We start from the raw sequence: 24,878 nt of genomic DNA, 5'->3' as shown, positions 1-24,878 counted from the left end.
CGCGGGTGGCTGTCCGTACCGTTACTGTCCGGCTGCGCGCGGACGTCTCCCAGTACACCCGCGGCATGCGGCAGGCCTCCGACACCACCAGCCGCCTCGCGGGCGGCGGCGCGGTGATCGGTGCCGCGATGCTGTCCGGGTTCGCGGTCGCCGCGGCCTCGGCCGCCAAGTTCGACAAGGCCCTGTCCAACGTGCGGGCGGTCACCGGGGCGTCCGCCCAGCAGATGAGCCAGCTGAGGGCGGCGGCGCTGGAGGCGGGCAAGACCACCTCCTACACGGCGACAGAGGCAGCGAACGCAGAGGCCGAACTCGCCCGCGCCGGCGTCTCGGTCGCGGACATCACCGGCGGCGCCCTCAAGGGCTCGTTGGCGCTGGCCGCCTCCGGGCAGATGGACCTCGCGGACAGCGCGGTCATCGCCGCGCAGACCATGAACACCTTCGGCCTCAAGGGCAAGGACGTCACCCACATCGCCGACGTCCTGTCCGCCGCGGCCAACAAGTCCGCCGCCGACGTGCACGGGCTCGGCATGTCGCTGCGGATGGGCGGCCTCCTCGCCAACCAGACCGGCCTCAGCCTGGAGGACACGGTCGGCACCCTGGCCGCGTTCGCCGACCACGCCCTGATCGGCTCGGACGCAGGCACCTCGCTCAAGGTCATGCTCCAGCGCCTGGTCCCGCAGTCCAAGGAAGCTGCGGCGATGATGGACTCCCTCGGCTTCTCCGCCTACGACTCGCAGGGCGAGTTCGTCGGCCTGGAGGAGCTGGCCCAGCGGCTGAAGACCTCCTTCGGCAAGCTCACCCCGGAGGCCCGGAACGCCGCGTTCGCGACGATCTTCGGCGCGGACGCCGTCCGCTCGGCGACGATCCTCTACGAGCTGGGCGCCAAGGGCATCAACCGCTACACCAAGTCCGTCAACGACCAGGGCGCCGCGGGCAGGATGGCCGCGATCCAGACGGACAACCTCATCGGCGACCTTGAGCGTCTGCGGGGCGCGGTCGAGGTCGCCCTCATCGAGGGCGGAAGCGCGGCGAACGGCAGCCTGCGGCAGATGACCCAGTGGGTCACCGCCCTCGTCAACGCCTACAACAACCTGCCCCCGGGCGTGCAGAAGGCTGTGACGCTGTTCGCCGGGGTCGGTGGCACTGCTGCGCTCGCGGCGGCCGGGTTCCTGCTCATGCTGCCCCGGATCGCCGCGACCCGAGCGGCGCTCGTACAGCTCGGCGTCACCGCGGCGCGCACCCGCGCGGTGATGATGGGGATGGGGCGCCTCGGCGTTGTCGTCGCCGGTATCGCCGCGGTGGGCTGGGGCGTCAACAAGCTGATGGACCAGTTCAAGGAGGCGCCCCCGAACGTCACCAAGATGGCCAACGCCCTCGTCGACTTCGCACAGAAGGGCCGCGCCGCAGGCGAGCTGACGCGGACGTTCGGCAAGGATCTGGACGGCTTCGGCGAGGCGGTCGCCCGCATCGCCCACCCCTCCGGACTCAAGCGCACCGTCGACTTCTTCAGCACCTTCGACCCCTTCGGTGAGACCGACCTGGACAGGGCCCGCGACAAGGTCAAGGCCCTGGACGAAGCCCTCGCCGGGCTCGTTCAGTCCGGGGCCCCGGACGCCGCCGCGGGCGCCTTCTCGAAGATGGCGCGCGAGGCGGAGGCGCAGGGGACGTCCACGGAGAAGTTGCGGACGCTGCTGCCCAAGTACAACGAGGCGCTGACGGCGACGGACACGCAGACCAAGCTCAGTGCGGAGGCGCAGGCCAAGCTCGGCTCGGAGGCCGGGATCACCGCGGACCAGTTGCAGGATCAGCGGTCCGAGGCGGAGAAGCTCGCGGACGCGCTCAAGACCCTCAACGGCGCCGCGATCTCGACGGCCGAGCGGGAGATCAGCTTCCGGCAGTCCCTCGCGGACCTGACGGGCGCGGTCAAGGAGAACGGCCGCAGCCTCGATGTGACCAGCGAGAAGGGGCGGAAGGTCAAGGGCGCGTTCCTCGACGCGGCGAAGGCGGCAATGGAGCATGCCGAGGCAGTCGCCGACCAGTCCAAGTCGCAGAAGGCCGGGCAAGCCGTCCTGGAGAAGGACATCGGCCTGTTGCAACGGCAGATGAAGGCGGCCGGGTTCTCCGAGGACGCCATCCGCAAGCTCACGGGCGCCTACCTTCAGCTGCCGGGGTCGAAGCAGACCCGCATCGACGCCGACACGAAGGCGGCGACGCGGGACCTGGACGAGGTACGCCGAAAGATCGCCACCACCAAGGGCAAGTCGTTCACTATGACAGCGCTCACCAAGACCGCCGAGAACATGCTCAAGGACCTCGGGTTCAAGGTCACGCACATGAAGAACGGGACGGTGCGGGTGACCGTGCCGACCGGCCCGCCCAAGGACGCGGTCCGCAGCATCCAGTCCGCGATCGACGGGATGCGCGGCAAGACGGTGGGCATCGGCGTGTACCGCACCGAGTACCTGAAGAAGGTCAACCAGGGCACCTTCTTCCTCGGGAAGAAGCAGGCCAACGGCGGTGTCCTCGACTTCTACGCCGACGGTGGCGTGCGCGAGAACCACGTCGCGCAGATCGCCCGCGCCGGTGAGTGGCGGATGTGGGCGGAGCCGGAGACCGGCGGGGAGGCCTACATCCCCCTCGCCCGCTCGAAGCGGGGCCGCTCCCGCGCGATCGCCGCGGAGACGGTCTCCCGTCTCGGCGGGCAGGTCGCCTGGTTCGCGGGCGGCGGCATCCCCGGGTTCACGTACACCCCGGCCGGGGCCGCGGTCCTCGGCGGTCCGTCGGACGCCAAGAAGCGCTACGACAAGGAGGTCGACGACCTCAAGAAGGCGTGGGAGGCGCTGTCCAAGGCGGTCTCCGACGCGCGGAAGAAGGCGGACGCGCTCAAGGACGCCGAGCGCAACCTGTCCCGTGTCCGTAAGGGGCACCACACCGCTACCCAACTGCGGTCGGCCAAGGCGAAAGTCGACAAAGCGAAGACGGCGCAGCGGGCCGCGGACGCCAAGGTGCGCGAGGAGCGCCAGGACGTCTACGACGCGGACAAGGCCCTCGGCGTGAAGAAGGGCGCCAAGGTCCCCTCCTCGTTCAACCTGGCCGCGTACCAGAAGCAGCTCGGGCTCTCCCTCGCGGCCACCAGCAAGTGGCGTGCGAGTCTCCAGAAGATCGCCACCCGGGGAGGGGAGGACATCCGCAACCTCCTCGAAGGGATGGGCGAGGACGGCTACGCCCTCGTCAACGCCCTCGCAGGCGCCAGCGAGGCGCAGTTCAAGAAGATCGTGAGCGACCTGACGAAGACCGGGGACCTCGCGGGCGCCACCCTCGCGGACTTCACCCGGCAGCTCGGCGCCGCCACGGCCACCAACCAGCAGTTCGCCAAGGACTTGCAGACCCTCGCGGCTCAGGGCTTCGGGGACCTCGCGCAGGCCCTCGCCGCTCAGGGCGACTCCAACGCCATGCAGCTCGCCCACCAGGCCGCGGCCGACAAGAAGGCCGCGGCCACGGCGAACACCGCGGTCGGCAAAGCGCAGTCGACGCTCACGGGCGAAGACCTCGCGAACTCGCTGGTGCTGCTGTCGACGCTGCGGGGCGCCCCGGGCCGCGGGTACGCGGACCTGATCGCCGCCGGGCTCGACGTGGCCGTGATCCGGGCGCTCGTGCCCCGGATGCTCGGCCAGATCAACGCCCTGCCCGAGGCGTACCGGACGCGGTTCCTGACGCAGTGGGCGGGGCAGTCCGGGGCGGTCGCGATGGCCCGCGGCGGGATCCTCTCCCGCCCGACGATGGTCCTCGGTGCCGAGGCCGGGGTGCCGGAGGCGTGGATCCCCTGGGACGGCTCCGCGCGCTCCCGCGGCCTGCTCGCCAAGAGTGCGGCGGCGATGGGCTACCGGCTCACCCCCGCCGGCCGGTACGCGGGCGCCGGGCCCTCGGCGGCGGCGGTCGCCCGCGAGGTCACGAAGAACATCACCATCAACCTGCACGGCGCCCGGCAGTCCTCGGCCGAACAGGCGATGGATGTGGCCCGGCACATGGCTCTGATCGGCTGACAGGAAGGGGGCCGCGGTGAGCTATGTCGCCGGGCAGGACCTCGGCGGGCTGCGCGCCGATCTCGGCGCGCTCCCGCTGGGCAGCGTCGACTCCGCCGGGGTGGCCTGGCGCCTCCAGGTTCTGGAGGGCTGGGACGGCGCGGAGGTGCGCACCGACATGCAGCCGCGGGAGGCCGACCACGGGGCGTGGGCGGCGCCGGGGTATCTCGGGGAGCGGCCGATCACCCTCGGCGGGCTCATCGAGGCACCCGACCGGCCAGCTCTTGAGGAGGCGATGGACCGGATGCGGGCCGAGGTCGGTCTCGCCGACACGGTGCTGACGGTGTGGGAGTCCACGCCGAAACAGTGCCTGGTGCGGCAGTCGGGGCGGCTGGTGATGCAGTACCAGAGCGACCGGATCGCGACGTACAGCGTGCTGGTGACGGCCCCGGACCCGCGCCGGTACGGCACCGTGCTGCGGCAGGCGTCGACCGCGCTGCCGGTGAGCACGGGCGGTCTCGCCCCGCCGGTCACCCCGCCCGTGACGATCACCGCGACCACCGTGGTCGGCAGCCTCGATGCCGCCAACGAGGGCTCGTTCGAGACGCGGCCGGTGTTCGTCATCGACGGTCCGGTGGACTCGCCGCAGATCCTGGCGCAGATGCCGGACGGCAGCGTGCGGTTCCTGACCTACTCGCAGTCCCTGGCCACCGGGGACCGGCTCGTCCTGGACACGGACGCCAAGTCGGTGATCCTCAACGGCAACGCGAGCAGGCGCCGGTTCCTGTCCACCCCGACCGGCTGGCCCGTCATCCCCGCAGGCAGCAGCGTCGGGGTGCTCTTCCGGGCCGCCTTCTACAACTCCGGCGCCCTGCTGACCGTGCAGTGGCGCCCCGCCTGGAAGTAAGGAGAGCCCCGTGGTTGCAGCGGACCCGGCATGGATCAACGGCGTCGCCCTGGACGGCATCGAACTGCGGCGCGTGCAGGCGCTCCAGGTCATGAGCAACGGCACCGCCCTCGGCGGCCGGGCCGGGGTGGTCCCCGGGGCGGGCGGGCTGAACGTCAGCTTGTCCGGGTCCGCGATCAGCGTGGGCTCCGGCACGGGCTGGGTGTACCAGGCCGGGCAGGGCATGTACGCGGTGTGCCTGCCCTCGGGCGCCACCGCGACGCTTCAGGCCGCGCACGCCACGCTGCCCCGCATCGACCTGGTGTACCTGCGGGTGTGGGACAACTCGGTCGACGCCTCCGGCCTGAACCAGGCCGACGCCGTGTACCTGCCGGGCACGGCCTCCTCGACGCCCGCGGCGCCGACTCCGGCGGGGACGCAGATCTATCTCCCGCTGGCCACGATCAACGTGCCCGCGTCTGGCGGCGGCAGCGCCACGGTCTCCAACGCCGTCCGCCCCGTCACGGTCGCCCCCGGCGGGATCCTGCCGGGGCAGACCAGCCCGCCCACCGGCCTGTACGTCGGGCAGTTCTACGACGACGGCACCGACCTCAAGCGCTGGAACGGCAGCAGCTACGACACCTATCAGAAGGTGGAGACGGTCGGCTGGACCACGCCGACCCTGGCCACCTCGTACACCCAGGGCGACACCACCACCAACGGCAACCTCAACGGCCCGATCCGCTACCGCCGTTACGTCGACCGGGGCACCACCTACATGGAATGGGACGGCGGCGCCCAGCGCGTCGCAGGTGTGCAGACCGCCAACATCCTCAACGCCGCCTTGGCGGTCGGGTTCCGGCCCACCGCCCGCGCCTCCTTCGTGATCGCCCGCAACGCCACCAGCATCACCGGCGTCTCCGGGTCCACCTCGGTCGTGCACTCGGCGAAGGTCGACTTCTACCAGGACGGCACGGTCGGCCTCGTCTCGGCGACCGCCGGTGACAGCGAAACGACCTGGTTCTCCCTCAAGGGCATCCGGTACCCGCTGTGAGCGAGGCCCTGCTCCGCGCCGAAGAGGACACGCCCGAGGGCTTCGCCGAGGAGCCCATCGAACTCGCCTGGTACGGCTGCGACCTCAAGTCCGGCCAGATCGTTGAGGAGTTGCCCACCCTCAGCCCCTCGGGGCCGCTGACGAAGCGCCTGGGGATGTCCACGAGCACGTCCTTCTCGCTGCGGCTGGAGGAGGCCGGGCGGGACTGGCTCGCCGCGACCGACCCCGGCCGCTCCCTCCTCGTGTGCGTCGACACCCTCACCGGGCAACCGGTGTGGGCCGGGATCGTCCTCACCCGGGATGCAGGCTCCGGCTGGACCGCGGGCCTCGGCGCCGCGACCCCGGAGGCATACCTCGACCGCCGGTTCACCGGCGACCAGACCCTCATCCAGCAGGACCAGGCCGCCATCGTCACTGCCCTGATGGCCGCCCCGCTCGCCCAGGGCCCTCCGTTCGTGATGGACGCCCCGGCCCTCGGCGTGCTCGCCGACTTCGTCGGCCTGGACGCCGACGACCGCACCGTCCTGTCCGCCCTCCAGGAGGTCATGGGTGCCGAGGGCGGCCCGGAGTGGACCGTGGACGTCGCCTGGGCCGACAGCAGCCGGACCGGGTTCGTGCTGCCCGTCCGCGTCCGCGCCGCGATCGGTGCCCAATCCGCTGCCCCGGAAGCGGTCTTCGACTACCCGGGCTGCGTCTCCACCTACACCCTCGCCGAGTCCTACGAAGCCGCGAAGGGAGCCACCGTCGTCGTCGCCCGCGGCGAAGGCGAAGGCGCCGGCCGCCTGTCGAGCCCCGTGCAGATCGCCACCGACCTCGAGGCCGCGGGCTGGCCCCGCTGGGTCTACCGCTACACCCCGGCCTCCGGACTGACCGATCCCGACCGGCTCGCCGCGCACGCCCGCCAGGCCCTCGCGCTCATGCAGACCGGCGCGACCGTGTGGACCGTGGAAGCCGCCGCGTCCCGGGCACCGCGGCTGGGCCGGGACTGGGGCATCGGCGACAGCGTGCGGATCGCCGTCGACTCCAGCCCCCGCCACCCCGCCGGGGCCGACGTCATCGCCCGCGCGTGGGCGTGGGAACTCGACGCCGCCGCCAACGTGGTGCGGCCGATCCTCGTGGAGGAAGACTGATGCCGACCGCAGGTGACCAGGTGCCCGGCGGCACCACCGACCTCTCCCGACGCGTCCAGGCACTGGAGAAGGAGGTACGCGAACTGCGTGCCGCGCGCCGCCTGGAGACCGCGACGGTCGGCAAGGGCGGCCTGCGCGTGGTCGACGGCGGCCGGTTCGCCATGGACACCCCCAGCGGGGTGCGGATGGTCGACATCGGCGCTCTCACCGGGTCCGCCTACAACCACTCCGACGGCACCTTGCAGCAGGGCATGCGCCTGTCCCGCGAAGACGGCTCGCTGATGTTTGCGGCGTTCAGCTACCCGCCCACCGGGTTCGAGTTCCAGGCCTGGACCTGGTACGACCGCAGCGGGAACACGATCTTCGCCGAGGACACCAACTCGGGTCAGGGGCTCGCCCGACCGGTGCTGCCCGTGCAACTCCAGCCCGCCTACGGGGGCGGCTGGGACCAGTGGCCCCGCAACACCACCACGACCATGGCCGATCTGTGGGCCGGGCGGATCTACCGGCAGCAGCCCCGCATCGTCGTCGTGGTCCGCGCGTCGATGGATGTCTCCGGCGCCACCGGCTACCTGGAGCTGCGCCTCAACAACACGCCCCAGGGCACGCCCACGCCGGTGGGCTTCGGGGTCACCTACTACACCCTCGGCCCGTACCTTCTGCCCGGCAACCACATGGAACAGATCGACGTGGCCGTGTGGGGCCGCCGCGACACCGGGACCGGGGCGCTGCGCGCCACGATCCACTCCGCCTACACGACGGGATCCTGACCATGTCGACGCCACCGGACCGGCCCCCGATCATCGAGCCCGAGGGCCCGCTGCTCCCGCCCTTGGGCCCGGGGATGCCGGGCCCGCCGACGTCGGAGGTACCGCCGGAGGACCGGCGCCCCGACGAGCCCCCCGTCCCCTGACCGACCCCGCCCCGTGCCGCCCGGCCCGGGGCTTCCTGCTGCCCGAGGAGACTCGCATGGCCACACCGCTATCCGCTGATCGGCTGCTCGCCGTACTGCGCGCCGAGGGCGTGCGCGTCGCCGAGCACGCCGGGTGGCGCAGCCACAACCGCAACGAGGCCGGGCCCTGGGGCCCGGTCAACGGGGTCCTCATCCACCACACCGCGGGTTCGAACTCCCTGGACGCGGTGTGGCGCGGCCGCTCGGACCTGCCGGGCCCGCTGTGCCACACCCACCTGGCCAAGAACGCCACCGCCACGATGATCTCGGCCGGGCGCTCGAACCACGCGGGCAAGGCGGCGAAGAACGCCTTCAACGCGCTGCTCAACGAGTCCTCCACGCACCCGCGGCCCTCGGTGGCGACCGGCACCGTGGACGGCAACCAGCACCTGTACGGCATCGAGATCGAGAACCGTGGCGACGGCAAGGACCCCTACCCGGCCGTCCAGTACGACGCGGCGGTGCGCTGGGCTGCGGCCCTGTGCCGGGCGCACGGCTGGTCCGCGGACTCGGTCGCCGGGCACAAGGAGACGTCGATCGAGGGCAAGATCGACCCCTCGTTCTCCATGGGCGGGTTCCGCGTCGCCGTCGCCGAGCGCCTCAAGCACCCGGCGAGCTGGTCGCCGGGCTCCAGCACCACCAAGCCCCCGAAGGAGAACGACGACATGACCACCGCCCGGCAGACCAATGACGCGGTGTGGGACCTGGACGTCCTCCCGGCGCCGCCGTCCGCGAGCACCTCGAAGACCAACAAGACCTGGAAGGCAGCCTCGTACCTGAAGGAGCTGTACGAGCTGCTCCTCAAGGTCCGCGCCGAGCAGACCGCGCAGAGCGCGCGCCTCGACGCCATCGAGAAGAAGGTGAACAGCTGATGGGCACCGCAGCCTTCTGGCGCGCGACTGGCGAGCGCGCCGTCCGCACCTTCGCGCAGGCCGAGTTGGCGCTCCTCACCGGAGACGGCCTCGGCGTCCTGGACATCGACTGGGGCGAGGCGCTCTCGGTCGGCGGCCTTGCGGCCATCGCCGCCGTGCTCACCGCGATCGTGGCCTACGGCGCCGGCCCGGTCGGGCCCGGCCTGACCGAGACCCCGGCGCCCGCCCGCGGCGACGTCCACACCCCGCGCTCGGGGTCCTGATGTGCCGGGCGGCTCGGCGGCTGCGCGCCCGGCTGGGCCGCCGCGGCGGATACCTCCTCGTCGCCGGGGCTGGGTGGCTGCTGTACGGCGTGCAGGTCGTGGCCGACCCGCGGCCGACCACGGTCCGCGCGGCCAGCATCCTGCGTACCGTCGCCCCGCTGGAGGCATGGGGCTGGCTGTGGATCGCCTGCTCGGCGGTCGCCGTCGGCGCCGCATGGGCGCGAGGCCCGGCCTGGCAGGTAGCCGGGTTCTCCGCGGCCGCGCTCCCGCCGCTGCTGTGGGCCGGGGGCTTCGCCGCGGCGTGGCTGCGCGGGGCGGACCCGCAGGCGTGGGCGGGGGCGGCGACGTGGGCCGGGGCATCTGCCCGGTTGATGGTGGTTGCGGGCTGGCGGGAGCAGGTTCCCGGCCCGGGCCCGGAGGTAGGGGTGCAGCGTGAGTAGCGGAGTCATCTCGGCCCTCGGAGTGGCGGTGCTCGCCCTGGTCGGCACCGTCTACACCGCGGCCACATCCCGGTCAGCGGCCCGGGAACAGGCGAAGGTCCCCACCTTCGAGTCCATCACCCGGCGCCTGGACGATGAGCGCGAACGGCGCGAGGCGGAAGTGCAGGAACTGAAGGGTCGGCTCTCGGTGGCCGAGCGCTCGCAGCGGATTCTCCTTGGCTACGTCCGCGACCTGCGGGAGGCGCTTCGCCGGACCGGCGCCGAGCCCCCGCCGCCCCCGGCCGAGCTCGACCTGTCCCCGTGGGACGACCTCGACTGACGAACCCCCGCCGCCTCCGGGCGGCGGGGGCTTTCGTCATGCCCGGAGGGCGTCCTCCAGGTCGCCGAGGTCGCCGAGTCCGGAGAGAACCGCGTCTGCGCCCTCCGCTCGCAGCTCGGCTACGGATGCCCGGCCCGTCGCCACGGCGACCACTCGGACCCCGGCACCATGCCCACCAGCGACGTCGGCTGGGGTGTCCCCGAGGAACACCGCCCGGTCCGGGTGGACTTCGGCACGGCGGAGGGCTGCGGCGATCAGCTCTGCGCGCTCTTCGCCGTCCTCGGCGAAGGCGCCGATCTCCAGATCCACGTGCGGGTCCAAACCGAAGGCGGCCAGCTTGACCTCGGCGGCCGAGCGGACGTTGCCTGTGACCACGGTCTGCCGGACCCCGCGGGCGGCGAGCGCTGCGAGGGCAGTAGCCGCGCCGGGCAGCGCATGCCCCCGCTCCCGCAGGGCTCCGGCACGCCGGACGTGCACCGAGCCGAGCGCCTCCGCGAACCGGCCGAAGAGCGCCTCGGTGTCGGTGATGCCGTGTAGGCGAGCCGTCTCCCGCAGGATCACCCGCTCCGTCGACCCCGTCACCGACGCCTGCTCACGCAACGGCCGCCCGGTCGCCTCTTCCCAGGCCGTTGCCCACAGCTCACCACCGAGGCCGCGGGTCGCCATCAGCGTGTGGTCGATGTCCCACATCACCAGGTCCAGCACAGCCCCTCCAGATGTCGCCCCGCCCACGTAGCGCGCACCCTACGCTGGGTCCACCGCACCACGGAGGCAGACATGGTCGCACCCGACCTCCCCATCGGGGACAGGATCCGGCACCACCGCGGGCCCCGGCGCCAAGACGTCATCGCGGGCTTGGTCGGCATCAGCCCCGACTACCTGTCCCAGATTGAGCGCGGCCTCAAGATGCCCTCGCTGCCGGTCCTGCACGCCCTTGCGCAGGAACTCGGCGTGCCCACCGCCGCGTTGCTGTCCGAGCAGCCCCCGGCCGAGGAGGCGACACCAAGCAGTTCGGAGGCCGCCGTATCCCGAGTGCTCCTCGGCTACGGCCCGCCTCGCAGCACCCCGCCCGCGACACCGGCCGCCCTACGAGAGCGCGTTGAAGGCGCATGGAGAATCTGGCAGGGGTCCCCGAATCGGTTCACGGAGGCCGCGGCCATGCTGCCCGACCTCATCGCCGACACTGACCATGCGGTGCGCGTCGCCCGCAAGGGCGCCGACCCCGCCGTGCGTCGGGACGTCCTCCGCTCCGCGGCAGACCTGTACTGCCTGCTTCGCTCCTACCTGCGCCGTACCGGCCGCATCGACCTGGCCACCCTCGCCGCGGACCGGGCGATGCGCGCGGCGGAGGACGCCGATGACCCCCTGCGGATCGCGGCCGCGCAGTGGAACCTCGGGCACGTCCTCCTCGCTACCGGGAATGCCGACGAGGCCGAAGACCTTGCCCTACTCGCAGCCGAGCGCCTGGTCGACCAGCCGATGCCCGAGACCGAGCGGATCGCGATGGCCGGTGCACTCCAGCTCGTCGCCGTCGTAGCGGCGGCGAGACGAAGGCAGTGGTGGGATGCCCGCGACAGGCTGCGGCAGCACGCTGCCCCCGCTGCGCGCGCCGTTCCGGACAGCAGCAACATCGGCTGGACGGCGTTCGGCCCGACGAACCTTGCCCTGCACGCCATGTCCATCGAGATGGAGGCCGGGGAGGCGGGGGAAGCCTTGCGGGCAGCGGACGCCATCGACATCAGCGGACTGCCCTCGCTGGAGAGGGAGTTCACCTTCGGCCTGGAGGTGGCACAGTGCCACAGCCTGCGGCGCGATGATGCCGCGACCCTGCTGTCGCTCCTGGGGCTGGAAGCCCTGGCGCCAGAGGACCTCGCGCGTACCCCGCTGGCGCGACAGTTGGTGCTCACGGTGATCCGGCGGGCCCGAGCGATGCACGCGCGGCAGGCAGAGCAGCTCGCCGAGCGGATCGGTCTCGTCTGACGAGCCCTTGGGTCACCCGAGCTGTCAGCTCGGGTGGGTCGCCCAGAGGCCTCCTACTTTCGGTCCTATGACCACCACGGACCGTGAGCTGCCTGCCCCCGACCTCCTGACCGAGGCGCAGCTGAGCGGTGCCGAGTGTGTCTGGTGCGCTGTGGCGCTATCCGGTCCGACCGCGCTTGACCTGGGCATGCGTCCGCATCCGGATGGGTTGTCCCACTGGTTCCCCCGTGCCTGCCCGAACTGCCACCCCGAGCAGACGGCATGACCGCGACCGAGGCCTACAACGCGCACCTGGAGCACATACTCGGCTGCGCCCGCTGCCTCACCGCGCCCGCGGCCGAGCTGTGCCCCACCGGCCGCCGCCTCAAGTCCGCCTGGGCCGAGGCCCGCCGCACCTCGCTCATCCCGCACCGCACGAAGAGGACTGCCGCATGATCTGCGTCCGCTGCCAGCAGGGCATCGCCCCCGGCGAGCCGTACAACGAGCACTACCACGAAGCGGCGTCCGGGCCCGGCTGCACGAACTACACCCACAAGAAGTGCCCGGAGCCGAAGCGCCGCGGGCGCCCGGCCGCGGGCGCTTCCCGCTGAACTCCCGTGTACCGGCCGCACATCACCCCCCGTCGCGCGGTCGGTGCGCGGGTGCGGGGCGGCTGCTCGACGGCAACGCAGGACGAGAGCAGCCGCCCCACCTACTCGGCTTCGGTGAGGAGTTCGGCGAGGGGGATGTCGAGGGCGCGGGCGAGGCGCCAGAGGTGCGTCAGCCGGGGGTCGTTGAGGGCGCCCTCGATGCGCTGGAGCGTGGATCGGTCGATGCCCGCCGTGTCGGCGAGGGCTTCTTGGGTGAGGTTCTGGTGGAGGCGCCGGGCGCGGACGCGGGCGCCGAGCGCCCGGCGGTAGGTGTCGAGTTGGCCGGTTGGATCTTGGGCGCGCACTCGACAGACGCTGTACGCACTGTGATCATTAGTCAGCAGCTACATTGAAGCGTTCTTTGATCTTGAAAGGTTTTCGGTCAACTGGCATATGTGCTGCGGGAGTTGATGACCGTGTCCAGGCGGGTTGTCCGATACGGCCGTCAATCTCTTGGCTCGATTGCTACTGTCGTGTCACTCTGAGCTTCCGTTTTCGAGCTAACGTTCGAATCCGTTCGGATGGAGGGCGGTGTCATGTCTCTGCCTCACGGTGTACGCCTCAGACACACCGGACACGCACCGCCGCACCCCGCGCCCCCCACAGGCACCGCACCAGACACCACGATCAGCCAGGGGGCAGCATGCGCCGCATCGACATCCACCTCGTCTCGGAAATGCCCCACCGCATCGCCGTCTGGGTGGACTGCCGGCCCGAGCGCGCTCTCGTCTACGTCGCCGAACCCCTCCACCGCGACGCGCAGTTGACCGCCGAGGGAACCGCGCAGGTGACTGCCGCTCTCGTCATGGCCCACTGCCTCCCGATCTGCGGTCTCGATGGTCATGCCGTAACGATTCACCCCCGCGCCACAGTGGCGCGCGGGTAGCCGGAGAGGGGGCGGCGTGGCGTACGCCGAGAAGGTCTACAAGGTCCGCAACGGCAAGCCCACCAAGCAGTTCACCTGGCGGGCCCGCTACAAGGCGCCGGAGGGACACGTCCCAGCCTGGCCCTCTGAACCCGGGTTTCCCACCAAGAAGCTCGCAGAGGAGTGGGGCGAGGCGCAGGAGGCAGCGATCCGTGGGGGCCGCTGGATCGACCCCGCTCTATCCCGCACCCTCTTCGGCACGTGGGCCCGGGAGTGGATGGCGTCGAAGTCGCCCAGGGGGCACACGGTCGCCACCCGCTGGAACAGGCTGGAACACCACATCCTGCCTCGCTGGGAACACACGCCGATCAGCCAGATCACATGGTTCGACGCCGAGCAGTGGGCCAACAGCATGGAGTGCGACGACAGCACGGCCACCCACTGCCTCACCCTGATGTCGCAGATCCTCACCGGTGCCGTCGACAAGCAAATGATCCTGGTGAACCCGATGTTCGGGCGACGCCGGTCACGGCCCGCTGAGGCCAAGGCGGCACGCTACAACCGCAACGAAGCGGAACTGTGGGCGCCCGCCGAGGTCGTCCTCCAAGCTGCCCGCCGCGGCGGGCCCGCAGACGGGCTGCACATTCTGACGGTCGCGTTCACCGGAGTGCGCTGGGGGGAGAGCCTCGCCCTGCGCCCCTCATCCCTCACCGAGCGCGTAGAGCGCACCTTCTCCTGCCCCGGGCTCTCGGTGGTTGAAGAGATCGCCGAGTACCAGAAGCGTGCTCCTGACGGCAGGAAGCTCGGGATGGTCCACGGCCTGGAACCTCTGAAGACGCGCCAGTCTCAGCGGCTCATCGATCTTCCCCCGTTCCTCGTGCAGCTGCTGGAGACGCACGTCGCGCGTGGACTTCGGTCGCCGGACTTCCTCTTCACAACGCCCCGCGGGCAGACCTGGTGGCGATCCAACTTCGCGAACCAGGTCATGCGGCCGGTGTGCGACGGACGCAAGGCTCTGGCAGCCGGGCGCGGGCACGCTGCCCGAGAAGCCTGGAAGCCGCTCATGCCCGGCCTGACGATGCGCGCCCTGCGGCACACCCACGACACCTACCAGGACCAGCTCGGTGTCCGGCCAACGCTCGCGTTCGAGCAGGCCGGACACCGGCGCCCTGGCATCAAGGCGGTCTACCAGCACCCCACGCCGGGCATGCGGCGTGAGAGACTGGACGGGCTTCAGGAGATCTACGAGGGAGCGATGAAGTCCCTCGGGTGGTCGGAGATCTGGCCGCAAAGTTGATCTCCTAAGAATCTCCTAAATCTCGCCCTACTCGCCCTTCTTAGCTGGTCAGGGCTTTACAACCTCGACCTCGTAGAAGCAGTAGTGGTCCTTGATCGCCGCCACCTCGGCCAGCGGCTCCGGGTACCCCCACACCTCGTCCTTGCCGCCCGGCAGCGACCAGTAGGAGGCGGTGCCCTTGAAGGGGCAGACGGAGTGGCTGTCGGAGGCTTCGAGGAGGTCGGTGCGCACGTCCTCGGGCGGCAGGTAGAACCGCGGCGGGCAGCCCGTCTCCTTCAGCACCAGCGGCCGGGTGCTCTCGGCGAGCACCTGCCCGTCGTGCACCACGCGGACGTGCTCGGTGCCCTGCTCGATGGTGATCGTATGTCCGTCGCTCACGGCGATGCCCTTCCCTGTCGGGTGTCGTGGACAGTAGAGCACCCGGGACCCGGCGGAGCTTCCCGTTCCGGCCCGGTCTGTCGGCCCTCGGACCTTTTCCTGTCCTCGGCGCGGCTTTCCTGACCTTCCGCGGGGCGAGCGGGGGCGGAGGGGAGTTGTCCACAGGCGATGCGAGGAGAGTTGTCCACAGACGCTACGGGGTCCCTGCCGTCTGTCGGTGCCTGCTCGTACGGTGTGCCCATGAACATCTGCGTCTTCCTCTCCGCCGCCGACCTCGACGAGCGGTACACCGGCCCCGGCCCGCGAGTTCGGCGAACTGCTCGCCCGCGGCGGGCACACCCTGGTCTGGGGCGGCTCCGACAGCGGCCTGATGAAGGTGGTCGCCGACGCGACCGCCTCGGAGGGCGGCCGCCTGGTCGGCGTCAGCGTCGAATTCCTCTCCGCCAAGGCGCGCACCGGCGTGGACGAGATGGTGATCGCCCGCGACCTCGCCGAGCGCAAGGCGCTGCTGCTGGCCAAGGCCGACGCCGTGGTGATCATGGTCGGCGGGATGGGCACCCTCGACGAGGCCACCGACATACTCGAGCTCAAGAAGCACGGCCACCACGACAAGCCGGTGGTCCTGCTCAACTCCGCGGGCTTCTACGACGGGCTGCGCGAGCAGTTCCTGCGCATGGACCAGGAGGGCTTCCTGCACCGGCCGCTGACCGAGCTGGTCTTCTTCGCCGAGGAACCGGTCGGGGCCCTCGCCTACCTGGAGGAATGGGCGGGGCAGCGGTGACGGCGGCCCTCCGCGCCGCGGGCCCGGCGCGAGGGAGGCCGGGCCCGCGCGCGCCGGGTGCGAGCATGGCCCCATGCCTACTCATGTGATCACCGGCGCCGGTTCCGGCATCGGCGCCGCCCTCGCCCGCCGCCTGCACACACGGGGCGACGACCTCGTCCTGCTCGCCCGGGACGCGGGCCGCGCCAAGGAACTCGCCGCCGCCCACCCGGGCGCCCGCACCCTGGTCGGGGACCTGGCCGACCCCGACAAGCTGTCCTGGGCGTTCTCGCACCAGTCGCTGCCCGACCGCGTCGACTCCCTGCTGCACGTCGCGGGCGTCGTCGACCTCGGCCCGGTCGGCGAGCTCACCCCCAAGACCTGGCGCCACCAGCTCAACGTCAACCTCATCGCCCCCGCCGAGCTCACCCGGCACTTCCTGCCCCAACTCCGCCTCGCCCAGGGCCATGTGGTCTTCGTCAACTCCGGGGCGGGACTCAACGCCCACCCCGACTGGTCGGCCTACGCCGCCTCCAAGCACGGCCTCAAGGCGCTCGCCGACTCGCTGCGCGGCGAGGAGCACGGCAACGGGGTGCGCGTCACCTCGGTCTACCCGGGGCGCACCGCGAGCCCCATGCAGGCCAAGGTGCACCAGCAGGAGGGCAAGGAGTACGACGCCGCCCGCTGGATCGACCCCGAGTCGGTGGCCACCGCGGTGCTCGCCGCCCTCGACCTGACGCGCGACGCCGAGGTCAACGACCTGACGGTGCGGCCCGGGCGCTGAGCGGGGTTACGTACGCTTCGGGCGTGAGCGTGAGCGAGAAGAACGAGTTCCCGGTGGTCCCCGCCACCGGCATCGGATCCCTGCCCGGCGGCGACGCCCGGGAGGCGGCCAAGACCGTGACCGGCAGTTTCGAGTCCGGCCGGGGCATGCCGCACCTGCCCGAACTGCCCGCCCGGGGCCCCGGAGCCGACATGATCGGCCGGACCGCGGGCCTCCTGGTCGAGCTGTACGCACGGGTCGAGCCGAGCGGCTGGCGGATCGGCGACCACCCGGGCGCCGACACCCGCCGGGCCCGCGCCTGGCTCGGCGAGGACCTCGACGCCCTGGAGGAGTTCACCCAGGGCTACCGGGGGCCGCTGAAGGTGCAGGCCGTCGGGCCCTGGACGCTGGCCGCCGCCCTGGAGCTGCGCGGCGGCGAGGCGGCGCTCTCCGACCCGGGCGCCTGCCGCGACCTCGCGGCCTCCCTCGCCGAGGGGCTGCGCGGCCACCTCGCGGAGGTGCAACGCCGCGTCCCCGGCGCCGAGTTGGTGCTCCAGCTCGACGAGCCCTCGCTGACCGCGGTGCTGCGCGGGCAGGTGCGTACCGCGAGCGGCTACCGCACCCACCGCGCGGTCGACCGGCAGCTCGTCGAGGGCACCCTGCGCGAGGTGATCGGCGTGCACACCCCGGGGCGGGTGGCGGTGCACTCCTGCGCGCCCGACGTCCCCTTCGCCCTGCTGCGCCGCGCGGGCGCCGCCGCCGTCTCCTTCGATGCGAACCTGCTCACCGAACGTGACGACGAGACGCTCGGTGAGGCGGTCGAGAGCGGCACCCGGCTCCTCGCCGGGGTGGTGCCCGCGCTGCCGCCCGTGTCGGAGTCCGGGGCGGCCGCATTGTCAGACCCGGCCGGTAGCGTCAGGGGGGTCAGGACGTTGTGGCGCAGGCTGGGGCTAGACCCGGGCCTCCTCGCGCGCGCCGTCGTGGTGACCCCCGCCTGCGGACTCGCGGGGGCCTCCCCGGCGTACGCGCGCCAGGCGCTCGCCCACTGCGTCCGGGCGGCGAGATCTCTCGCGGACAACCCTGAGTAACGGGAGGACTAGACGGTGGCCGGCCAGCAAGCACAGCCCATGGATGTGCCCGCCGAGGCACGGGAGCAGCACGCGCAGCTCGCCGAGCAGATCGAGGAGCACCGCTTCCGGTACTACGTGAAGGACCAGCCCGTCGTCTCCGACGCGGAGTTCGACACCCTGATGCGCCGCCTGGAGGCCCTGGAGGAGGAGCACCCGGGGCTGCGCACCCCCGACTCCCCGACCCAGAAGGTCTCCGGCGCCTACGAGACCGAGCTGACCGCGGTCCAGCACCGCCAGCGCATGCTCTCCCTGGACAACGCCTTCGACGAGGCCGAACTCGCCACCTGGGCCGAACGCGTGGCCAAGGACCTGGAGGGCGGCGCGCACCACTTCCTGTGCGAGCTGAAGGTCGACGGGCTCGCGGTCAACCTCACCTACGAAGGGGGCAGGCTCACCCGGGCGGCCACCCGCGGCGACGGCCGCACCGGCGAGGACATCACCCCCAATGTGCGCACCATCGCGGAGATCCCGCACCGCCTGCACGGCGAGCGCGTCCCCGACCTGGTGGAGATCCGCGGCGAGGTCTACTTCCCGATGGAGGCCTTCCAGGAGCTGAACGCCCGCCGGGTCGAAGCGGGCGAGAAGCCCTACGCCAACCCGCGCAACTCCGCCTCCGGCTCGCTGCGCCAGAAGGACCCGAGGGTGACCGCCACCCTCCCGCTGCACATGGTGGTGCACGGCATCGGCGCCCACGAGGGCCTGGAGCTGACCCGCCTGTCCGAGGCCTACGAGCTGCTCCACGAGTGGGGGCTGCCCACCGCCCGGCACAACAAGGTCGTCGACTCCCTCGACGGAGTGCGGGAGTTCATCGCCCACTTCGGGGAGAACCGGCACTCCGTGGAGCACGAGATCGACGGCGTCGTCGTCAAGCTCGACGAGATCCCGCTCCAGGGCCGCCTCGGCTCCACCTCCCGCGCCCCGCGCTGGGCCATCGCCTGGAAGTACGCGCCGGAGGAGGTCAACACCAAGCTGGTCAACATCCGGGTGGGGGTCGGCCGCACCGGGCGCGTGACGCCCTACGCGCAGGTCGAGCCGGTCACCGTGGCCGGCTCCGAGGTCGAGTTCGCCACCCTGCACAACCAGGACGTCGTCAAGGCCAAGGGCGTACTGATCGGCGACACCGTGGTGCTGCGCAAGGCCGGTGACGTCATCCCGGAGATCCTCGGGCCGGTCGCCGACCTGCGGGACGGCAGCGAGCACGCCTTCGTGATGCCGGCCGAGTGCCCCGAGTGCGGCACCGCGCTGCGGGCCATGAAGGAGGGCGACGTCGACCTGCGCTGCCCCAACGCCCGTACCTGCCCCGCCCAGTTGCGGGAGCGGCTGTTCTACCTCGGCGGCCGCAAGTCCTTCGACATCGAGCACTTCGGCTATGTGGCCGCGGCCGCCCTCACCAGACCCCTGGAGCCCGCCACCCCGCCGCTCACCGACGAGGGCGACCTCTTCGGCCTCACCGTCGACCAGCTCCTCCCGATCAAGGCGTACGTCCTCGACCAGGACAGCGGACTGCCCAAGCGGGACCCCAAGACCGGCGAGGAGAAGGTCGTCACGGTCTTCGCCAACCAGCAGGGCGAGGCGAAGAAGAACGCCCTCGCCATGCTGGAGAACATCGCCGCCGCCAAGTCCCGCCCGCTCGCCCGGGTGCTGACCGGACTCTCCATCCGGCACGTCGGACCGGTCGCCGCGGAGGCGCTGGCCCGCGAGTTCCGGTCGATCGACCGCATCGAACAGGCCACCGAGGAGGAGCTGGCCGACACCGAGGGCGTGGGCGGGATCATCGCCGCCTCGCTCAAGCAGTGGTTCGCCGAGGACTGGCACCGCGAGATCCTGCGCAAGTGGCGTGAAGCAGGTGTCCGGATGGAGGAGGAGGGCTCCGGCGAGGAGGAGGGCCCCCGCCCGCTCGCGGGCCTGACCGTGGTGGTCACCGGCACGCTGGCCTCGCACACCCGCGACGGAGCCAAGGAAGCCCTCCAGGAACAGGGCGCCAAGGTGACCGGATCCGTCTCCAAGAAGACCTCCTTCGTGGTCGTCGGGGACAGCCCGGGATCCAAGTACGACAAGGCGATGCAGCTGAAGGTCCCGGTGCTCGACGAGGCCGGATTCGCCGTCCTGCTGACCGAGGGGCCCAAAGCCGCGGCCGAGGCGGCGCTTCCCGCGGAGGAGTAGGGGGAATCACACAGTCGGAGGTCACCCGTAGCGCGCATACCAGAGTGATACGGGTGGCCGGGCTGTATTCGGGCAACCGTCCGCGACCGCTGCCCGTGAATGCGTTCGGAGGCCTACTGTTGACGTGTGCGCCTGCCGTGGCTCCGTTGGCGCGGCGGGAAGTGAGACGCTGGGCCGGGCAGCCCTGACGCGCCGACAGGTGCCGCCGACCCGAACGGACCGTGTGGCGAGGGCACCGCCGGCTGTGAGAGGGACGGGAATGGAACCCACCGAGAGCGCCGCCCCGTACTCGTGGCTGCGGCGCCGCCCGGAATCCGAACGCCCCCACCCGCGCACCGAGGGGCCCTACCGACCACCCGCCGCCTCAACCGGCGCGCCCCGCACCGGACTTCGCGCCGCACTCCCGCTCGCGGTCCTGCTGCTCGCCGCCGCCGTCCTCGGCGCCGGAATCCTCCGCGCCTTCCGCGGCGGCCACGCCCTCTTCCCCGGCGGCACCACCGGCTGGGCCCTCGCCGTGCTCACCGGCACCCTCGTCGGGCACCGGGTCGCCCTCGGCCGCAACCGCTGGTGGGGCGCGACCGGTTCGGGCGCCGCGCTCACCCTCGCGGTGCTCCTGCTCTACGGCTGGGCGCCCGCCGGGATGGTCAGCCTCGCCGTGGTCGTCCTGGTCGCCCTCGCCCGCCACCAGCACTGGGGCCAGAGCCTGGTCCAGGGCGCGGCCGACATCCTCGGCATCGCGGTCGGCGGCCTGCTGCTGTGGGCCTTCGGCCGGGTGCCCGCTGTCGAGACCCCCTGGGACCCCGCGGGCTGGGACACCCTGACCGTGCCCCTGCTCGTCCTGGTCGCGGTCGCCTACCTCGCCGTCACCCGCGGCATCCTGTGGGCGGTGCGGATGCCCGGCGGCGGAGAGCTCACCAACCCGCTGCGCGCCACCCTGACCCGGCAGGGCGTCGTGGCCACCGCCCTGCTCGGCATCGCCCCGCTGATCTGCGTGGTCGCCGTGGCCCGGCCCGTCCTCCTGCCGCTGTTCGCCGTCCCGCTGATAGCCCTCGACTCCACCCTGTGGATCGCCCACGCCCGCGCCGAGGAACAACTGCGCGACCCGCTCACCGGGCTCCCCAACCGGGCCTGGCTGCTCGAACGCACCTGGGCCGCGCTCGACGAGGCCGAACGCCTCGGCGCCCGCAGCGCGCTCTTACTCATCGACCTGGACCGCTTCCGCGCGGTCAACGACACCCTCGGCCACCTCGCCGGCGACCGGCTGCTGCTCCAGATCGCCGACCGGCTGCGGCTCGCGCTCCCCGGCGGCGCCGAGGCGGCCCGGCTCGGCGGCGACGAGTTCGCGGTACTGCTGCCGGTCGCCGACTCCACCACCTCCGCCACCCGGATCGCCCGCTCCGTCGTCGCCGCCCTCGGCTCCCCGCTCGACCTCGACGGGCTCACCCTCGTCCTGGAGGCCAGCGCCGGGCTCGCCGTCTTCCCGGACCACGCCGCCGACGCGGAGGGACTGCTGCGCCGCGCGGACGTCGCCATGTACCAGGCCAAGCGCGACCGCACCGGCGTCGAGGTGTACGAGTCCAAGCGGGACTCCAACACCCCCGACCGGCTCGGCCTCCTCGGCGACCTGCGCCGCGCCCTCGACGCCCGCGAAGTCGCCCTGCACTACCAGCCCAAGGTCCGCTTCGACGGACAGGTGGCGGGGCTGGAGGCGCTGGTCCGCTGGGTGCACCCGGAGCGCGGGAGCGTGCCCCCGGACGAGTTCATCGCCATCGCCGAGTCCTCCGGCCTGATGCCGCACCTCACCGAGTACGTCCTCGACACCGCCCTCGCCCAGGTGGCCGCCTGGCGCGCCCAGGGCCTGTTCGTCCCCGTCGCCGTCAACGTCTCGCCGCGCGATGTGCACACCCCCGGCTTCGCGGGCTCGGTGGCCGCCCGGCTCGCCCGGCACGGGGTCCCCGCGGGCTCCCTCCAGTTGGAGATCACCGAGCACGTCCTCCTGGAGGACCCGCAGCGCGCCGCCGACACCCTCGCCGGGCTCACCGGGCACGGCGTGAAGATGTCCCTGGACGACTTCGGCACCGGGTACTCCTCCCTGGTCCACCTGCGGCGGCTGCCGGTCAGCGAGCTGAAGATCGACCGCTCCTTCGTGGCCCGGCTCGCCATCGACGCCGAGGACGCCGAGATCGTCCGCTGCACCCTCGACCTCGCCCACTCGCTCGGACTGCTGGTGGTCGCCGAGGGCGTCGAGGACGACGAGACCTGGGAGCGGCTGCGCGACCTCGGCTGCGACGCGGTGCAGGGCTGGCTGGTCGCCGCCGCCATGCCCGCCGACGAGACCACCGACTGGCTGCGGGCCCGCGGCGCCCACGGCTGGCAGCGCCACTCGGTCGCCCGCGAACCCGAGACCCCGGCTGACGCCGCCCAGGCGAAGGCGCCGGGGCAGGTGCCGGGGCATGTGGTGCAGTAGCAGTGGGGCTCGGGTTGGTGGGGTGGGAGTGGCGGCGGGGGGGGGGCGGGGAGAGAGGTCGGGGAGGGCTGACGGCTGGCGGATCACAGGTGACAACTAACAGATGACGGATGACAGATATCGACATCTGTCATCCGTCATCTGTTAGTTGTCACCCGTCACCCTTCACCTGTCACTCCAGCCCCTCCCGCCCCAGCGCCCCCACCCGGCGCCCCGCGCCCCCGCCCCCCCGGGCTCCGCCCCGCGCCCCCGCTCCGCCCCCGCGCCCTCCCTCCACGCCCCAAGTCGCCCCACCCCGCCCCGCACACCCCCGCCCTCCAGCACGCTGCCCTCACCCCCATCACCCCACCCCCCCGCCCTGCGTTGCACAGGCACCCCGCCCCGCCCCATAGGATTGCCCCACACACCACTCACCCATCAGAGGATCGCTGCATGCCTGGCATCACGCGCGAGGAGGTCGCCCACCTCGCCCGGCTGGCGCGTCTGGAGCTGAAGCCCGAAGAACTGGAGCACTTCGCGGGCCAGCTCGACGACATCATCGGCGCGGTAGCCCGTGTCTCCGAGGTCGCCGGCCAAGACGTACCGCCGACCTCCCATCCGCTGCCGCTGACGAACGTCATGCGCCCGGACGAGGTCCGTCCCTCGCTCACCCCCGAGCAGGCGCTCTCCGGCGCACCGGCCCAGGAGCAGCAGCGTTTCAAGGTGCCGCAGATCCTGGGGGAGGACTGAGAACGTGAGCGACCACGAGAAGAACCAGCGCATCATCCGCCTGACGGCCGCCGAGATCGCCGGGAAGATCGCCTCCGGCGAGCTGACCGCCGTCGAGGTCACCGAGGCCCATCTCGCCCGTACCGGCGCGGTGGACGAGAAGGTCCACGCCTATCTGCACCTCGACCGCGAGGGCGCGCTCGCGCAGGCCCGCGCCGTCGACGAGAAGCGGGCGCGCGGCGAGAAGCTCGGCCCGCTGGCCGGGGTGCCGCTGGCGCTGAAGGACATCTTCACCACCACCGACATGCCCACCACCGTCGGTTCGAAGATCCTCGAGGGCTGGATCGCGCCCTACGACTCCACGGTCACCCGGAAGCTGAGGGCCGCCGACGTCGTCATCCTCGGCAAGACCAACATGGACGAGTTCGCCATGGGGTCCTCCACCGAGAACAGCGCCTACGGACCGACCGGCAACCCCTGGGACCTCACCCGCATCCCCGGCGGCTCCGGCGGCGGCTCCAGCGCGGCGCTCGCCTCCTTCCAGGCCCCGCTCGCCATGGGCACCGACACCGGCGGCTCCATCCGCCAGCCCGCCGCCGTCACCGGCACGGTCGGCGTCAAGCCCACCTACGGCGGCGTCTCCCGCTACGGCATGGTCGCCTTCTCCAGCTCCCTGGACCAGGGCGGACCCTGTGCCCGTACGGTCCTCGACGCGGCCCTGCTGCACGAGGCGATCGCCGGGCACGACCCGCTCGACTCGACCTCCATCGACGCCCCGGTGCCGCCGGTCGTCGAGGCCGCGCGCAACGGCAGCGTCGCGGGCATGCGGGTCGGTGTCGTGAAGCAGTTCCGCGGCGAGGGCTACCAGGCCGGGGTGCTCCAGCGCTTCGACGAGTCGGTGGCCCTGCTGAAGGAACTGGGCGCCGAGATCGTCGAGTTGGACTGCCCGTCCTTCGCGCTCGGCCTCTCCGCCTACTACCTGATCGCGCCGTCGGAGTGCTCCTCCAACCTGGCCCGCTTCGACGCCATGCGCTACGGGCTGCGGGTCGGCGACGACGGCACCCGCTCCGCCGAGGACGTCACCGCGCTGACCCGCGAGGCCGGCTTCGGTGCCGAGGTCAAGCGCCGCATCATCCTCGGCACGTACGCGCTCAGTTCCGGGTACTACGACGCGTACTACGGCAGCGCCCAGAAGGTGCGCACGCTGATCACCCGGGAGTTCCAGCAGGCCTTCGACCAGGTCGACGTGATCGTCTCGCCGACGACGCCCACCACCGCCTTCCCGATCGGGGAGCGGGTGGACGACCCGATGGCGATGTACCTGATGGACCTGTGCACCATCCCGTCCAACCTCGCGGGCAACGCCGCGATGTCCCTGCCCTGCGGCCTCGCGCCGGAGGACAACCTGCCGGTCGGGCTCCAGATCATCGCCCCCGCCACGAAGGACGACCGCCTGTACAAGGTCGGTGCCGCTGTCGAGGCCGCATTCGTGGAACGCTGGGGGCACCCGCTTCTCGAGGAGGCTCCGTCACTGTGAGCGCAATGGCCAAGAAGGCTAAGAACTTCAAGAAGTCCAAGTCCGGCGCCTACCTGTCGATGGCCACCACGGCCTTCGGCGCGCTGAGCGTCGTCAAGCAGGCCAAGCTGGCCCGCGAGGACAACGACACCCTGCGACTCGTCGACGCCGCGGTCTCGGCCGCGGCCATCGTCACCGGCCTCGCGATCCTGTACCGCGAACTGAAGCGCCTGGGCGACGACGACGTGCTGCTGGGCTGAGGCCCGTTCGCGCCTCGGGGCCCG

General features: G+C 72.0%; 25 protein-coding genes and 1 pseudogene. 23 read left to right on the top strand and 3 right to left on the bottom strand.

Translation table 11 applies throughout. The features are described from left to right. Positions 1-5 precede the first annotated feature (5 nt). The 9 genes from MID12_RS06665 (at position 6) to MID12_RS06625 (ending at position 9,938) form a co-directional block, all read left to right on the top strand. Entirely contained in the window at positions 6-4,043 is a 4,038-nt protein-coding gene (locus tag MID12_RS06665; protein ID WP_263165392.1) for a phage tail tape measure protein, read from the top strand. Between the two features lie 16 nt (positions 4,044-4,059). Beyond that, the gene (locus MID12_RS06660) at positions 4,060-4,929 is read left to right on the top strand and encodes a phage tail family protein (RefSeq protein ID WP_263165390.1); all 870 of its coding nucleotides are present in this window, start codon (positions 4,060-4,062) and stop codon (positions 4,927-4,929) included. Positions 4,930-4,939: 10 nt separating this feature from the next. Further along, complete coding sequence (locus MID12_RS06655; RefSeq protein WP_263165389.1) at positions 4,940-5,962, top strand: hypothetical protein; 1,023 nt, start codon at positions 4,940-4,942, stop codon at positions 5,960-5,962. Continuing rightward, positions 5,959-7,092 (top strand): hypothetical protein, encoded by a 1,134-nt coding sequence (locus MID12_RS06650; RefSeq protein ID WP_263165388.1) that lies wholly within the window; start codon positions 5,959-5,961, stop codon positions 7,090-7,092. Before MID12_RS06655 ends, MID12_RS06650 begins: the two co-directional genes overlap by 4 nt. Beyond that, entirely contained in the window at positions 7,092-7,862 is a 771-nt protein-coding gene (locus MID12_RS06645) for a hypothetical protein (RefSeq protein WP_263165386.1), read from the top strand. The genes MID12_RS06650 and MID12_RS06645 overlap by 1 nt, the downstream gene beginning before the upstream one ends. Before the next feature lie 199 nt (positions 7,863-8,061). Beyond that, entirely contained in the window at positions 8,062-8,916 is an 855-nt protein-coding gene (locus MID12_RS06640) for an N-acetylmuramoyl-L-alanine amidase (RefSeq protein WP_263165384.1), read from the top strand. Beyond that, positions 8,916-9,179 (top strand): holin, encoded by a 264-nt coding sequence (locus MID12_RS06635; RefSeq protein WP_263165383.1) that lies wholly within the window; start codon positions 8,916-8,918, stop codon positions 9,177-9,179. The genes MID12_RS06640 and MID12_RS06635 overlap by 1 nt, the downstream gene beginning before the upstream one ends. Beyond that, positions 9,179-9,619 carry a hypothetical protein gene (locus tag MID12_RS06630; protein ID WP_263165382.1) on the top strand — a complete coding sequence of 147 codons (441 nt, stop codon included), beginning with the start codon at positions 9,179-9,181 and terminating at the stop codon, positions 9,617-9,619. Before MID12_RS06635 ends, MID12_RS06630 begins: the two co-directional genes overlap by 1 nt. Then, positions 9,612-9,938, top strand: a complete 327-nt coding sequence (locus MID12_RS06625) for a hypothetical protein (RefSeq protein WP_263165380.1) — start codon at positions 9,612-9,614, stop codon at positions 9,936-9,938. Before MID12_RS06630 ends, MID12_RS06625 begins: the two co-directional genes overlap by 8 nt. Positions 9,939-9,974: 36 nt before the next feature. On the opposite strand, the gene MID12_RS06620 is transcribed toward MID12_RS06625, so the two are convergent. Further along, on the bottom strand, positions 9,975-10,643 hold the full coding sequence (locus MID12_RS06620) for an HAD family hydrolase (RefSeq protein ID WP_263165378.1): 669 nt from the start codon (positions 10,641-10,643) through the stop codon (positions 9,975-9,977). Between the two features lie 72 nt (positions 10,644-10,715). Between MID12_RS06620 and MID12_RS06615 the strand changes: the two genes are divergently transcribed. From MID12_RS06615 to MID12_RS06600, 4 genes are all read left to right on the top strand, one after another. After that, on the top strand, positions 10,716-11,918 hold the full coding sequence (locus MID12_RS06615; protein WP_263165376.1) for a helix-turn-helix domain-containing protein: 1,203 nt from the start codon (positions 10,716-10,718) through the stop codon (positions 11,916-11,918). A gap of 67 nt (positions 11,919-11,985) precedes the next feature. Then, complete coding sequence (locus tag MID12_RS06610; protein ID WP_263165374.1) at positions 11,986-12,183, top strand: hypothetical protein; 198 nt, start codon at positions 11,986-11,988, stop codon at positions 12,181-12,183. Next, on the top strand, positions 12,180-12,353 hold the full coding sequence (locus MID12_RS06605; RefSeq protein ID WP_263165373.1) for a hypothetical protein: 174 nt from the start codon (positions 12,180-12,182) through the stop codon (positions 12,351-12,353). Before MID12_RS06610 ends, MID12_RS06605 begins: the two co-directional genes overlap by 4 nt. Beyond that, positions 12,350-12,508, top strand: a complete 159-nt coding sequence (locus MID12_RS06600; protein ID WP_263165372.1) for a hypothetical protein — start codon at positions 12,350-12,352, stop codon at positions 12,506-12,508. Before MID12_RS06605 ends, MID12_RS06600 begins: the two co-directional genes overlap by 4 nt. Before the next feature lie 101 nt (positions 12,509-12,609). On the opposite strand, the gene MID12_RS06595 is transcribed toward MID12_RS06600, so the two are convergent. Beyond that, positions 12,610-12,852 (bottom strand): helix-turn-helix domain-containing protein, encoded by a 243-nt coding sequence (locus tag MID12_RS06595; protein WP_263165371.1) that lies wholly within the window; start codon positions 12,850-12,852, stop codon positions 12,610-12,612. A 338-nt stretch (positions 12,853-13,190) separates the two neighbouring features. Here MID12_RS06595 and MID12_RS06590 point away from each other — a divergent pair, with 338 nt between their 5' ends. Together MID12_RS06590 and MID12_RS06585 are read left to right on the top strand one after the other, a co-directional pair. Further along, complete coding sequence (locus MID12_RS06590) at positions 13,191-13,433, top strand: hypothetical protein (RefSeq protein WP_263165370.1); 243 nt, start codon at positions 13,191-13,193, stop codon at positions 13,431-13,433. A 16-nt stretch (positions 13,434-13,449) separates the two neighbouring features. Further along, positions 13,450-14,709, top strand: a complete 1,260-nt coding sequence (locus MID12_RS06585; RefSeq protein ID WP_263165369.1) for a hypothetical protein — start codon at positions 13,450-13,452, stop codon at positions 14,707-14,709. 48 nt (positions 14,710-14,757) lie between these two features. Here the strand turns inward: MID12_RS06585 and MID12_RS06580 are convergent, their stop codons facing one another. Beyond that, complete coding sequence (locus MID12_RS06580; protein ID WP_411576915.1) at positions 14,758-15,087, bottom strand: DUF427 domain-containing protein; 330 nt, start codon at positions 15,085-15,087, stop codon at positions 14,758-14,760. 240 nt (positions 15,088-15,327) lie between these two features. Here MID12_RS06580 and MID12_RS06575 point away from each other — a divergent pair. The 8 genes and pseudogenes from MID12_RS06575 (at position 15,328) to MID12_RS06540 (ending at position 24,854) form a co-directional block, all read left to right on the top strand. Beyond that, positions 15,328-15,868 (top strand): annotated as a pseudogene (locus MID12_RS06575) (TIGR00730 family Rossman fold protein). 73 nt (positions 15,869-15,941) lie between these two features. Then, positions 15,942-16,631 carry an SDR family oxidoreductase gene (locus MID12_RS06570; protein ID WP_263165367.1) on the top strand — a complete coding sequence of 230 codons (690 nt, stop codon included), beginning with the start codon at positions 15,942-15,944 and terminating at the stop codon, positions 16,629-16,631. Positions 16,632-16,660: 29 nt separating this feature from the next. Continuing rightward, entirely contained in the window at positions 16,661-17,698 is a 1,038-nt protein-coding gene (locus MID12_RS06565) for a methionine synthase (RefSeq protein ID WP_263172931.1), read from the top strand. A gap of 39 nt (positions 17,699-17,737) precedes the next feature. Next, a complete protein-coding gene (gene ligA, locus MID12_RS06560; protein WP_107071282.1) occupies positions 17,738-19,903 on the top strand; it encodes an NAD-dependent DNA ligase LigA in 2,166 nt (721 codons plus the stop codon). A gap of 259 nt (positions 19,904-20,162) precedes the next feature. Then, the gene (locus tag MID12_RS06555; protein WP_078844794.1) at positions 20,163-22,370 is read left to right on the top strand and encodes a putative bifunctional diguanylate cyclase/phosphodiesterase; all 2,208 of its coding nucleotides are present in this window, start codon (positions 20,163-20,165) and stop codon (positions 22,368-22,370) included. A gap of 432 nt (positions 22,371-22,802) precedes the next feature. Further along, a complete protein-coding gene (gatC, locus tag MID12_RS06550) occupies positions 22,803-23,099 on the top strand; it encodes an Asp-tRNA(Asn)/Glu-tRNA(Gln) amidotransferase subunit GatC (RefSeq protein WP_040247996.1) in 297 nt (98 codons plus the stop codon). A gap of 4 nt (positions 23,100-23,103) precedes the next feature. Continuing rightward, a complete protein-coding gene (gene gatA, locus MID12_RS06545; RefSeq protein ID WP_411576914.1) occupies positions 23,104-24,615 on the top strand; it encodes an Asp-tRNA(Asn)/Glu-tRNA(Gln) amidotransferase subunit GatA in 1,512 nt (503 codons plus the stop codon). Positions 24,616-24,620: 5 nt separating this feature from the next. After that, entirely contained in the window at positions 24,621-24,854 is a 234-nt protein-coding gene (locus MID12_RS06540) for a hypothetical protein (RefSeq protein ID WP_040247992.1), read from the top strand. The last annotated feature ends 24 nt before the right edge of the window (positions 24,855-24,878 follow it).

The organism is Streptomyces sp. SCSIO ZS0520, assembly GCF_025643355.1.
In the GTDB taxonomy this organism is placed as follows: domain Bacteria; phylum Actinomycetota; class Actinomycetes; order Streptomycetales; family Streptomycetaceae; genus Streptomyces; species Streptomyces physcomitrii.
The sequence above is the reverse complement of the archived record's forward strand: the minus strand, read 5'-3'. Positions and strand labels throughout refer to the sequence as shown.